This is a genomic window from Pseudomonas sp. URMO17WK12:I11, assembly GCF_007677725.1.
Taxonomy (GTDB): domain Bacteria; phylum Pseudomonadota; class Gammaproteobacteria; order Pseudomonadales; family Pseudomonadaceae; genus Aquipseudomonas.
Genome location: NZ_VEDF01000001.1, coordinates 527,492 through 540,928, shown reverse-complemented (window position 1 = coordinate 540,928; position 13,437 = coordinate 527,492). Strand labels below are relative to the sequence as shown.

7 protein-coding genes are annotated in these 13,437 nt (G+C 57.0%); 6 read left to right on the top strand and 1 reads right to left on the bottom strand.

Translation table 11 applies throughout. From position 1 onward, the window contains the following. Positions 1 to 95 precede the first annotated feature (95 nt). The 4 genes from FS665_RS23855 (at position 96) to msuE (ending at position 3,547) form a co-directional block, all read left to right on the top strand. Positions 96 to 851 carry a methyl-accepting chemotaxis protein gene (locus tag FS665_RS23855; protein ID WP_371921219.1) on the top strand — a complete coding sequence of 252 codons (756 nt, stop codon included), beginning with the start codon at positions 96 to 98 and terminating at the stop codon, positions 849 to 851. Positions 852 to 935: 84 nt separating this feature from the next. Next, positions 936 to 1,952, top strand: coding sequence for an ABC transporter substrate-binding protein (locus tag FS665_RS02705; protein WP_145182974.1), 1,017 nt, complete (start codon positions 936 to 938; stop codon positions 1,950 to 1,952). Continuing rightward, entirely contained in the window at positions 1,949 to 2,797 is an 849-nt protein-coding gene (locus FS665_RS02700; protein WP_145182971.1) for a proline/glycine betaine ABC transporter permease, read from the top strand. Before FS665_RS02705 ends, FS665_RS02700 begins: the two co-directional genes overlap by 4 nt. A 189-nt stretch (positions 2,798 to 2,986) precedes the next feature. After that, positions 2,987 to 3,547 (top strand): FMN reductase, encoded by a 561-nt coding sequence (msuE, locus tag FS665_RS02695; RefSeq protein WP_145182968.1) that lies wholly within the window; start codon positions 2,987 to 2,989, stop codon positions 3,545 to 3,547. Positions 3,548 to 3,565: 18 nt separating this feature from the next. Here the strand turns inward: msuE and FS665_RS02690 are convergent, their stop codons facing one another. Beyond that, a complete protein-coding gene (locus FS665_RS02690) occupies positions 3,566 to 4,189 on the bottom strand; it encodes a glutathione S-transferase family protein (protein ID WP_145182965.1) in 624 nt (207 codons plus the stop codon). A gap of 279 nt (positions 4,190 to 4,468) precedes the next feature. On the opposite strand from FS665_RS02690, the gene FS665_RS02685 reads away from it, so the two are divergent. Together FS665_RS02685 and FS665_RS02680 are read left to right on the top strand one after the other, a co-directional pair. After that, positions 4,469 to 9,031, top strand: a complete 4,563-nt coding sequence (locus tag FS665_RS02685; protein WP_145182962.1) for a hypothetical protein — start codon at positions 4,469 to 4,471, stop codon at positions 9,029 to 9,031. Then, positions 9,028 to 13,416, top strand: a complete 4,389-nt coding sequence (locus tag FS665_RS02680; protein WP_178108283.1) for an RHS repeat-associated core domain-containing protein — start codon at positions 9,028 to 9,030, stop codon at positions 13,414 to 13,416. Before FS665_RS02685 ends, FS665_RS02680 begins: the two co-directional genes overlap by 4 nt. The last annotated feature ends 21 nt before the right edge of the window (positions 13,417 to 13,437 follow it).

The following is a 13,437-nucleotide window of genomic DNA, read 5'->3' as shown; positions in this document are numbered from 1 at the left end:
TGCAACCGACCATCGCCGAGGTCAAGCAGTCGGTGCACGCCGCGCGCGGGACCGCCGACCAGTCATCGGCCATCGCCAGCCAGACCAGCGCCGGCATGGAGCAGCAGTATCGCCAGGTAGACCAGGTGGCCACCGCCTCGCACGAAATGAGCGCCACCGCCCAGGACGTGGCGCGCAGCGCCGCGCAGGCTGCACAAGCGGCGCGCGATGCTGACCAGGCGACCCGTGAGGGGCTGGCGGTGATCGATCGCACCACCACGCGCATCGACGCGCTGGCGGCCAATATGAGCGAGGCCATGGCCGAGGTAGAAGGCCTGGCGCAGAACAGCGAGAAAATCGGCTCGGTGCTCGAAGTGATTCGCTCGATCGCCGAACAGACCAACTTGCTGGCGCTCAATGCGGCCATCGAAGCGGCGCGCGCCGGCGAGGCCGGTCGAGGCTTTGCCGTGGTTGCCGATGAAGTGCGCAACCTGGCGCAACGCACCCAGGAGTCGGTGGAAGAAACCCGCCAGGTGATCGAAGCGCTGCAGAACGGTACCCGCGAAGTAGTGGGTGCCATGGACAACAGCCACCGCCAGGCCCAGGGCGGTGTCGAGCAGGTCGGCCAGGCAGTCACCGCGCTACAGCGCATTGGCCAGGCGGTGAGCGTGATCACCGACATGAACCTGCAGATCGCCTCGGCCGCTGAGGAACAGAGCGCGGTGGCCGAAGAAATCAACAGCAACGTGGCGACCATTCGTGACGTCACCGAATCGCTGTCCGGGCAGGCCAATGAGTCGGCGCGGGTGAGCCAGTCGTTGAACAGCCTGGCCAATCAGCAGCAGGCGCTGATGGACCAGTTCCGCGTCTGACCTGCCGGGGCCGTACGCGGCCCCGAACACTTCGTCGTCTACACTTGCCCGCAATCAAAGGCGCAGTAACCGACGAGGCTCCCCATGAAGAAAATCCATGCGCTGCTGGCCAGCCTGCTACTCGCAGCAGGCCTGGCCAGCACCGAAAGCGCTGCAGCGGCAGACGCCAACAAGCCCATTCACTTCGGCGCCCTCACATGGGAAAGCGGCGCCCTGACCACTGAAATCCTGCGCTACATTGTCGAGCACGGTTACGGTTACCCCACCGATACCCTGCCCGGCAGCACCGTGAGCCTGGAGGTGGCACTGGCCCGCAACGACCTGCAGGTGATCGCCGAGGAGTGGGCCGGGCGCAGCCCTGCCTGGGTCAAGGCCGAACAGGCCGAACAGGTATTCGCCCTGGGCGACACGGTGAAGAACGCCGAAGAAGGCTGGTGGGTGCCTGAATATGTGATCAAGGGCGACCCGCAGCACGGCATCGAGCCACAAGCCCCGGAACTGGTCAGCGTGCAAGACCTCAAGCGCTACCCGCAGGTATTTCGCGACCCTGAATCGCCAGACCAAGGCCGATTCCTCAACAGCCCCAGCGGCTGGACCTCCGAGATCGTCAATAGTCAGAAGCTCAAGGCCTACGGGCTGGATAACCTGTACACGAACTTTCGCAGCGGTTCCGGTGCCGCGCTGGACGCTGAAATCAGCTCGGCCATTCGTCGCAGGCAACCCGTGCTGTTCTACTACTGGAGCCCTACCCCGCTGATTGGCCGCTACAAGCTGGTACGTCTGCAGGAACCTGCGTTCGATGCGGCAGCCTGGGCTACCTTGACCGACGCAAAAAACCCCAACCCGAAAGGCAGCCAATCGTTGCCAGCGAAGCTGTCGATCGGTGTCTCGAAGGCATTTCGCGATGGCTATCCGCAACTGGTAGCGGTGTTCGAGAAGGTCGACCTGCCCATCGATCTATTCAACAAAACCCTGGCCGAGATGAGCGAGAAGCGCCAGCAGCCTGCCGATGCCGCGAAGGTGTTCCTTCAGGCCCACCCGGATGTGTGGAAAGCGTGGCTGCCCGCTGAAGTGGCCGACAAGGTCGAGGCCAGCCTGTGAGCGCGGGCTTCCCCAACGCTCTGCAAGTGTCGTTCGCCGACACCATCAACCGCTGGGTCGACTGGCTGGTGCTGCACTATGGCGACCACCTGCGCAACGTCTCCGACCAACTGTTGCAGTTGCTGGTCGGCCTGGAAAACCTGCTCCGCCTGATGCCCTGGTGGCTGCTGTTGCTGTTGGTGGGCCTGCTGGCCTGGCACGCCAGCCGCAGTGTCCTGCGCAGCGCGGTGCTGGTGGCACTGCTGGCCTTCATTGGCATGCTCGGCCTGTGGGACAAGCTGCTACAGACCCTGGCCCTGGTGCTGGTCAGCACCGGCCTGTGCGTGCTGGTCGGGGTGCCGCTGGGGATACTGTTGGCCACCCGCGCGCTGGCTCGGCGCTTGCTGATGCCAGTGCTGGACGTGATGCAGACATTGCCCGCGTTCGTGTACCTGATCCCGGTACTCATGCTGTTTGGCCTGGGTAAGGTCCCGGCGGTGTTCGCCACCTTGATCTATGCGCTGCCGCCGCTGGTACGGCTGACTGAGCTGGGGCTCAGCCAGATCGACCCGTCGCTGCTGCGCGCCGCACACGGCCTGGGTGCCGGACGCTGGCAGCGGCTGCGGCGCATTGCCCTGCCGCTGGCGTTGCCGAGCATCATGGCCGGGCTCAACCAGTCGGTGATGATGGCTTTATCGATGGTAGTGGTAGCGTCGATGATCGGCGCGCGTGGGCTGGGCGAAGATGTGCTGGCCGGCATCCAGACCCTCAATGTGGGCCAAGGGGTCGAAGCGGGACTTGCTATCGTCGCGCTGGCGATGGTCATTGACCGCATCAGCCAGGCCTATGGTCAGAGCAAACGGTGACGTAACTAATAATTAAGACATAAGAATAGATTTTTATATTCTTTTCCATGGCGGCCGGGGTTTGGTTATTAATAGGCCCACTGCACAGCCGCCCGTGCCCGGCCAACTGCTCGCAGCCCCGCATCCTTTGAATTTTGCCACGACGATTGCTCCAGCAAAGTCTGCGCTCCTCAAGACCCGGAGACCTGCATGGGCACCCCTTTGAACGTCGTCGCCTTGTCCGGTGGCACCAGCCGCCCTTCGCGCACCCTGGCCCTGACTCAGGCCATCGTGGCCGAACTCAGCCAGCATCTGCACATCAAGACGCACCTGATCGAACTTGGCGACATCGCCCGGCCGCTGGGCGCCGCACTGTGGCGCAGCGAGCTGCCCGACACGGTGGAGCAGCAGCTGCGCCTGGTAGAAAAAGCCGACCTGCTGGTGGTGGCCGCACCGGTATACCGCGGCAGCTTCCCCGGCCACTTCAAGCACCTGTTCGACCTGATCGGCCAGGATGCCCTGGTCGACACCCCAGTGCTGCTGGCAGCCACCGGCGGCAGCGAACGTCACGCGCTGGTACTCGACCACCAATTGCGTCCGCTGTTCAGCTTCCTGCAGGCCCTGACCTTGCCGATCGGCGTGTATGCCAGCCAGGCCGAGCTCGCTGACTACCAGATTTCCAGCAGCGCTCTGGATGCCCGCATCCGCCTGGCTGCCGAGCGCGCGGTGCCGTTGTTCGGCGCACACTACGCCCGGCGCGAGAGTGCCTGAAGGCAGGCGATGAACGACTCAGGCGGTGCGGGGCATCAACTCATACGGGTGCTTCCACCCCGGCATCGCCTGGATGCGCTGCTTCCATGCCTCGACGTGGACGAATTCGCCGAGCACGATCCCGGTGTCCTCGGGCATGAACACATACCCCGCCAGCGACAGGTCGGCGATGGTCAACCGCCTGCCAACCATAAATGGCTCCTTTTGCAAATGTGCATCGACAATGCGATAGGCCGCCGTGGCCCGTTCACGCAGAAAGCCTGTCACCTCGGTTTCGCCGGTTTTTTTCAGGCACAGCAGGAAGCGTAGGGCCGCGTAGTAACTGGTGAACTTGTGGTTATCGAACAGCATCCAGCGCCAGATCTCACGCTTTTCATGGTCGTCATGCGGGCCGAACTGGCCGGTGCGCTCGGCCAGGTAGTCGAGAATCAGCGCCGACTGGGTAAGCCGCTGCCCGGCGTGCTCCAGCACCGGCACCTCACCCTGTTCGTTGACCTCTTCGCGCCATTGCCGGTCGCGGGTCTGGCCGCTGAAGAAATCGACGAACACTGGTTGCCAGTCCTGGCCGGTGAGTTCAAGCATCAGCGCAGCCTTGTAGGCGTTACCGGATTCGGCGAAGCAATGCAGCGTGTAGTCAGGCATAGGAGGACCTTCGGTTTTTTGATTGATCACTGCACCCTGTTCGCGCAGAAAACCGCGAGTTTTTAAAGGAAATCACGCCCAGCCAACCTCGGTCAACCAGCCATCAGTGCTGCGGAAGGCTGGCATAAATCACAATCATCGACGGCCTAGCATTTTTGACAGGTGACAAAAAGGCACAACATCGCAAAATAGACGAGCGCAAAATAAACTTCCGCCACACAGCAAGCAGTGACGCAATCTGCTCTTCATGTTTTCTCAAACCTTACTAAGGAGTGAAGCATGGGCCGGTTTTCCGATATGACCAAAGTGGGTTATAACAAAAAAATAATTGAAAACGCGCACCTCAAGAAAGGTGACCGTGTGAAGCTCGATGAGTCCAACAGATCGGCGTGGTTCATCAGCGCCGATGACGCCGGCATCACTGTAGACTATGAAGACAAAGACGGAAAATATCCTGTACGGCGTCTATATGACGACTTCAACATGAGGGGGAAACAGGGAGAACATTCAGGCATATTGACTGGTATCGACGGCATCCCGGCAGAGGTAATCAGCGTCTACAGCACCAACCCATCCCTTTACTGCAACTATAATGATACTTACGACCACTTACTCAATAAACTCATTAACGCGGGCATCAAGAAACGAGCGCTTACAGATCTGCTAGAGCTCTCTGCCCCTCATACTGTAGTCCTGCTTGAACTCGCTCAACCGATGGAATTTCCAGAGGCCGAGCAGTGGCCGAGTTCAGGACTTCATGAGGGCGGGCTCAATGATTCCATTCTGCCAGATTTCATGAAAGCCTATGGCCTACTGGCCTTTATAAAAGACATTTCGTTCACGAGCGACCTAAGTGAAATTACGCTAGCCTCTGACCCGTTGCTAACTTCACTGCATGAAAAGCTCGCCTCAGAATACGACTTAATCAGCTACTTCCCCACTCCTACCGAAGAAATAGTAATACCCACCAACACAATAGTCACCCTCTATTCACTGGCCGGCCTGGAAGGCGTCGCGCCAGTAATGGCAAAATCAGTTGCCGCAGAGCGTGCGCTCCGAGCGCCGCTAAAGGACGAGGCCTCCAATCCGACAGGCGCAGAAGAAGAAGTCATAGAGTTGCCCTTTGCGCCCCTGCAATGGGGGCAGTCCTTCGACCGCTTCGTTGATGATCTCCTACCCGATATGACGGGATTCGAACCCGCCACTCTAGGGGCAGGTAGACACCTCTGGAACAGTCCGGGCTTTTTGTTGGCCGATCGAGATCTCCAAGTGGGCGAGTGTGTGAAGGCCTGGGCTGTAGATACACGTAATGGGTGCGTGCTCAAGTGCGTTCACTTCACAGCGGATAAAGGCAACCTCGCCAAGGAGGCATGGCCGACGGCATTACTTTCAGCGATCAACCTTGCGCCTGTGGATGCGAAAGGTAACAAATGGTTAGATGCGGGTTATTTGACAGAGGTCGGCAATCTGGATATTACCAAAGTCGGGCTGCGCACAGCCGGCTTGCTGAAGAAGACCCCTGCAGATAAACGTAGCCTTGATCGGCTCTGGCACTACGCAGATGGTTGTAGATTAATCACTAACGCCCCATTCCAAGCCAACCAGGTAATAGCAGGCCATCTGCCCGACCTACCCCCGGCTCAGGGCGATATTGTCTCGGTGCAGGTGCGAGACAGAACGACACTGCGCCTGTATGAAACTCACCTGTATAAGCCCGGCGTTGTGAAAGGCGCCAATGCAAGCGATTGGCCCAAGGGGCTTTGCGAAGTGATTAACGGTCGGCACCTGGCGGTCACCAGTGCGTATGGGATGCTCCGTGCAGGAGCGCTGGGCTCGGACAGGGTCACTATCGAAGCGGCAGCCAGTGGCAATGCCCTGTGGATTCCACAGAACTCCAACCTATCGGTCGAGATTGACGCCCTGGCTTGGAGAAAGCACCACTCAGTGAGTGCATTCACGCCGCGTGCAGGCGAGGTTATCAAATTCTATTATTTCGACCAATACAGCAGCACTCAGTTGCCAGGCTCCCCCTTCTGCTACACCGTCCCACAGTCCGACCGCAGCGCTGAACAATGCCTCAGTTCAATTGCCGCAGCTCTCAAGGCATCAGACTTGGGCGATTATCTGCGCCTAGGGGATAGCCATTCGCCAGACGACAGACCCAGTTCAATCCTTGACTGGCATCTCTGGGTCATGCCACTCCCTGCGCGAGTCATCGTGCAGGGCCTGCCCGGGCTAGCCGAGCATTATGAGCCGGCGCTGGAAACGCCGGAGGGAGAATCACTAACGCTCGAGCAACTGTACAACGGTTACAAGGAAGGCTTGAGTTTGATGTTGAGAGAGCGCTGGAACGGGCAGGTGGTTAACAGCTGGACTTTCCAGCCGGACACGGAGCAGGTCGATGATCTTGGACTTTGGGTCCAGGGCTTGGCTGCGACATTTGACGAGCCATTGGCATTGTGGGGTATAGCCGAAACGCTTTCACCACAGCCAGAAAGAGAGTTGCACCGCTTATCAGCGCATACCCTCTGGCTTCCTCAGGGGCTGCAAAGCGTCATCACCGCCGAAAGGGCTAGTTTAGCACCTACCCCGAGCATTAACGCGATCCCCGATCTCCATCCTGAATTCACTTATTTACGTGACTATCTGATGTGGGAGGAAGCTGAAAAATACGCTCAGCTCAAACCTGAAGAAAACGCTTATGTGACCAACTATCATAAATACTTTTCGGCAATCATCGCTCTGGGCGAAGCGCCTCTGACTCCACGCGACCGGAAAGAAGTCAAAAATCGCCCCCATTCTGAGTTCACCCGTCAGCTGATTGAACGCCCTAACTTTGGATTTTACATTCCCTCTGCCAATGTACCTGCATTGGTCGCATCCAGACTGTCGCAGCGTGATGCGCACTATCCGCAAAAAGACGTATGGCAGCTGCGCATGACGTCATCCCCTCCCCATTACACCAGCGCAATGAACAGTTATCAAAGACACTGGACAGAGTGCATATCAAGTAACGAGTATCAGTTAGTCATCGCTTTCTCGGAACCCAAAGATGACGCCCCGCTCAGCGCAGTCTCCAGCGAGTACCTTCACCTGCAGCTGACCCCCAGCGTTATCGACAAAGGTGTTCGCTTCATTTCTTATACGTCAGATTTCGCACCTGACCTGCCACCCGATTGTCGTACTGCACTCGGCGGTTTCCGGTTGTACATTCCTACTTCGTGCGATCTTGAAGCAGATGAAGTGTTGTGCAGCGCTAGCCGAGTAAGCCGTGCGGGAATAACCCCTCCCCGCCGTTGCCTCTCGCTCGAAGGCGTTCGATACCCGCAAACAGCTTTTAAAATACACCCCCCCTTCTGTGGACGTACTTTTACGCCGAAGGACTCGCTGTGTGCGGATTATGCCAATACAGTGGGTTCTGCAGTCTATGACGTCAGCGGCGCGAGCGAAAACGGTGTCGATCCAAAGACCGGCCTGTTTCACGCCCACTATCCCATCGGGATAATTTGTGGGCTGTCGGGCAAGGGGCCGCAGATCGATCTTACCCTTCACTACTCCGCCACGCGCGCCAATGAAAGTGCCTTGGGTGACGGTTGGGCATTGCGCTTCAGTGCTTATGACAATCGTCTGCACAGATTGACATTGCACACTGGTCAGACCATCACACTCACTGCTGACCACATTCAATCGGCAAAAGGCGCAAAGCGCCTGGCCATCAGTGGGGTCACGCTCACGGGTGCAACTGGTAATTACGCATCATTGACGGGCTTGAAAGTGATCCTTCCCTCTGGGCGCATGGAAACTTTGGCCAAACCCAGTCCCCATGATGGCCAGGAAGCGAGTGAGGATTACAAGCACGCATTCATTCGTAAACTGCAAAAAATCAAGGAGAACTTGCAACAGTGGCTCAAGGAATCAGGACTGACAACGGAGCAAACTACCAATTTCAACGATAAAATTACAGACATCGAAAAGCTTGAGAAGGAGATGAACCGCAAAGCGCTCATGCTGGTACCCACAAGCATCACCTCACCGCAAGGTGGCACGCTTACACTGGCCTGGGAAAGTAAAAGAGGCCATGTTCGACTGAACTCGATCGCGGATGGCGATATCCAGCTGCTTACGGCAAACCATGAAACGCCGAAAGCAACGGGGACCTATTCCAGCTCCTTTACGGTTTGGCCGGGCACTGACGAGCAATACACCGTAACCCTCAAAATTGAGGACTGCCTGCTGACGCAACTCCAACGTCAAGGAAAAAACGAAGCCAACCCGGTGCAAACGGTGGTGTTTGGCTACGAAGGTGAGCCGGTCCTCGACCGCGTGCTGTGCTCAGTGGCCGAAGAAGATGGCTCTCTGGAATACGTGAGTTATGCACCGATGTGGAAACATTGGGATACCAGCACCACGCTCATCCCTCTTTCCCGGGTGCTGCGCCATACCTTGTTGCCAGGCGCAGGGCAGCAGCCCATCACTCATATTTGGGAGTGGGAAGGTAAAAACAGCGGGTTTGGCATGAGCGAAGGCGATAGCTTCACCGCCACCCGTAGCCTGGAGACCGGCAGCCGTCTCCTTGGTCCCTCTACGCGTCGGACATGGCAGCTCATAAATGGCCTATTGGTGGAAACGAAGGTCGTTGTAACGACGCCTGGCTTGAGTCGTGAAACTACAGAGATGACGTACCCAGACGCGATCACAAGCACTGACGCAACCGTGATTTATCGCCTGGCGACTCAGCCTATATGCACGACAGTGACAACCGAAGATCTGCGCTCCAGCACCATCAATCCCGCCGCTCAGGGCAATACTACCGACGACTCCGTTGTGGAGAGCCAATCATGAACACAGGCCTGGAAGCAACCGCCACTCCGATGACTCAACCTGCTTGCGGACGGGTGACAGAAACGACCCACTTCACCTACGACGCCAACTTCGGGCTGCTGACAACAACCGTCACTGAGGATGGGTACACCACCCACCTTTGCTATTACAGAACGCAGGCAAGCGCCGAAAAACCTGATCGCAGTGATCAAGTTCCGAAGACCGCTCATTTGTTGAAAGGGCTCAAAGTTGAACAGGACCAAGCAGCCGCATCCGCCCAGGTGTTGTCATGTCCAGAGCTCCCGGACGCCAGTTCACCTCCGTTGCTGGCGCAGTGCAGCTATCTAGTGTTCCCAGATGGTAGCCGCTCGGAAATGAGTATTTTACTCTTCGGCTATGCCGATGCCCATAAGGACAGTTTGGGGATTCTGACTCCCGACACGATCCTGAGCTTGGAGGGTGTCACGGTCGACACCTCCAACACACCGTGGACCCTCGTTAAAGCTGAAGGCCGCGATGGGCTTCTAGTCAGCTTGCAGCAGGTGAGTAACTCAGAGAGCGGTGGGCTGAGCGAAACCGTAACGACTTCCACCCGTTGGTATAAAAACAATGAAGCTCGCCAAACTCACATTCTTAAGGAAACGACGACTGCAGATGCAACCTGCGGCACGCTGTCGAGCAAGAGCGAATCCCCCTTCGAATGGCGTGGACTGAAGCTGACGGCGACTGTGGCTCACCATGTACGCTCCGCGCACAGCGGTCTTGTGATGCGTGAAACGACGCAAGACGAGTTGGGCCGGCCCAGCGGCATGGTGTATCACACCTACGATGCCCGTAACCGGCTTTTGAGCAGCACAGCCTACGACTGGGACGAAGGTTGCTTTACCTCTGGGCGTGCCGATGGCGCTGCGCTCGCGAAGACCACCCATACGCTGGCCGATTCGGTAAATGGTACCTACGTGACCTCTGTGGGCCCGGATGGCCGTACTACGCGCACGTTGATCGATGGGCTTCAACGTCCGGTGCGCCGAGAAATGCAACGCCAGCCCGGACCCAACGACTTAGCCGGAGATTATGTCTGTCTTGAAGAAATAGCATACGGTGCGAATGGCGAAATGCAATCCTGCTGTACTTATGACTATCACCCAGGCGGCCTGTGCGTGCGTAACGACGGTGCCAGTTTGCCATCTCACCTGCGAGACTGGTTCTGGCAGAGCGAGTTGCAGCAGACCCTGGTCGAGGAAGATGGGTCGCAAGGTCTGAGCACGGCGCTGACAACTGGCACTGTGCTGAAGGGGCCTTTGCACTGCCAAGTTGAAACACAAAAAAATCATCGCGACGGCCGCATTACGCTCGAACTGCACCACCAGCATTGGAACAAAATGCACAAGCGAATGGATGACCAGCCGCTGCATACCGAGCAACGTATCAATGCTCGCGGCCAGTGCGTTCTCATTACAGAATCCTTGGGAAACATCAAAAGAGAATGGAAACATGAGTACGACGAATTGGGGCGCCGTACTCAGACCACAGCGCCAAATGGAGCACTAGTGAAATGGGCTTTCAAAGGGTTGAGCAATACCCCCGTGCGGGTCAGCATCAAATCAGCAACTGATCACGAGGTGCAACTGGGCCAACAAGAACTGCGTGGCCCCGGCAATGCAGGTGCTCGGGTGTTGTCCAGAACCGTAGGTACCGAGAACTCATCGCGGGTATTCAACTTTCATGACAGTGGCTACCAGCGGCCGGATGGTGCTAAGGTTTGGAGTGAAAGTAGCACTGACGGTAATACCGTGACGTGGTACAGCGAGGCAAAGGAAAGGCGTGGCGCGAAAACTAAAATCGCTTCCTTTAGCTACAACGCAATCACCCAGTCCATGCAGTCAGAGCGAACAGCCACTAAAGCAAACCTGCAAAGCCGTATCAGCGCTGAAAGCCAAGCGCCGCGGTTGCTTGGGCAACTGAGTATAGTGCAATCAACTCGCGGCTTACGACAGCACGCACGGGTACTGCACTCCCTACGTAATAACGCCACTGTTCTTGAGTCGTCTAACGGCGCCATTAGCCGCGCCTGGACGGATGCGCAAAATCGCCGTATACGGGTACGCCGCGGGCAGTTTGAGTATCGCTACCGCTATGCCGCTCAGGGCGAAATTGAGCACATGAACATCAATGACCGAAGCAGCGGCCGCAACATGGCTATTTCATATGATTACGACAGCCTTGGCCGAGAATCCCAGCGCACATACTTCCTCGACGGTGAGGTCAAGAGCCGTTATGAACAGCGCTGGTCCTCGACGGGCCAATTGTTAAGCAAGGCGTGGTACCGCAATGGTGACAATTCGGCAACTCGTACCGAAACCTATGAGTACGAGGCCGATCGCAATGAGCTCAAGCACTGGACCGTCGTCGCAAGCGAAGGCTTCGAGATCAGGGACGCAAACAATCAAGCCATCAAAGAACAAACCTACACCTATGATGTGCTTGGTAACGTTTCGACGTGCACAACGCTTCACCTTGACGGCGCGAAAGAAACGCGAGTCTACGCGTATACCAATCCATCGCAACCGACCGAGCGTACTCAAGTCACTGTCACACGCACAGCTCAAGATGGAAAAGCTGGGCAGCCAACTATTCTCAAACTAGTCAGCGATGAGAACGGTAGCCTCACCCGAGATGCGTTGGGGCAAGTGATCACTTATACCCCAGAGGGCAAAGTGCTTGCCGTCAGCATGGGTGCTAATGAGCAGGCTATTACGCACTATGAATACGACCAACTTGGAAGGCTGGCCACGCAATGGGATGAGCGCAAGCAGCAACGACGAGTGTTGCAATACCATGGCGCTCTCCTGTGTGGTGAGGTCTGGCTCGACGCGAACAACAAGCCGCAACGCCAGCGTGTGCTCGACGAGGAAGTTGGTCTAATCGTGCAGTGCCGGAACATTGCCGCGGACAGACAAAGTACGCAAACATTTTTTGTGCTCGCAGATCCGCAAAACGGCGGTGGAGAAGAGTATTCGCTCAACCGTAAAAGCGAGTGGGAAAGCCGGTCAGTTGGCTTTACTCCTTGGGGCGAGGCTCCACTGGAAAACCTCAATGCACTGAACAGCGGTCTTGGCTATAACGGTCAGCGTGTCGATCCGGTCACGGGCAGCTATCATCTCGGCAACGGCCACCGCGTCTACGACCCTCGCCATCAGGCCTTCTTTCAAGGGGACGGTCTGAGTCCGTTTGATAATGGCGGGTTGAATGACCGCGCTTATTGCGCAGGCCGCGACCCCGTTAACTGGCACGATCCGAGCGGGCGCATCATGATCAGCCGCCGCGAAGAGTCAGTCAGTCTGGCGTCTCTAGATGAGATGATTCGCGACACCAAGCCACCGCATCATGAGCCTGCTGCATGGTGGGAATGGGTGCTACTGGTTTACGGCACTTTGCTGATCGTCGGATTATCCGTTATGACCGGTGGTGCAGCAGGCGCACTGATGCTGGGCTTCGGCCTTTTAGGGTTCGGACTGGGAGCGGCGGCCCTGGCCACGCAGCGCGATAACCCAGCGCTCTCTGAAAAACTAGGCTGGGCGAGCCTGGCCGTTGATCTTATCGACATGTCCGGCAAGGGCCTTGTCAAGGCAGGCAGGGCACTGTTAAGTGCCGGAAGAAAGGCAGTCAAAGGCATTCGATCAATCCGTGAAATGAGAAAACTGCGAAACTTATCGAAGGCATTTGGCTCCCCTATTAAGAATGTGTTAGAGCGAGGACATGCGACATTACCTGGCGGGGCATACCCACTGCTGTCCCTCCATGGTGAAAATTTCACGCTTCACTCCGTACAGAACTCGAAAGGGTTGTTCATCAATGGCCATGGCACACGCGTCGATGGACTCAAACGAGGAGGACCCGCAGGAGCAGATGTGCCAGAATACTTTGGCACCACAGTCGCCCCCGAAGTTCACTTCTATACGCGCGAGGGGCTTAAGGCAATGATGCTGGGAAAAAGCTATGACAGCGTCCTGATGGGCGTGAGCAAGCCGTCAGAGCGGATTTATTCCAGTGTGGTTCCCAACTACATTATTTCCGAGCTAAGCGCTGCCGACGTGGCCACTGAGTTGCCCGCGCTCGCAGGAAAACCAACAGATCTTTTTCACGCAGCGATTGCAAGAATCGCAAATTCCTACAGCTTCGACTACCTGCAAGTTCACGGAGCGGCATCATTCGACTCAATCTTGAACATATTGGAATTGAACGGCCATCGTTACAACACAGTCAATGGAATGTTCTGCCGCGGCACAGCGTCATTGATCGCCCCGCCAAATACGCCGAAAATGTTGTACGACATGAAACTCGCAGCGATCTACTCGGCAAACGATATCGTTAATTATACAAAAGGCGTTAGGCAAGTTCCGTAGTCAATACTCATTACCGAAAGT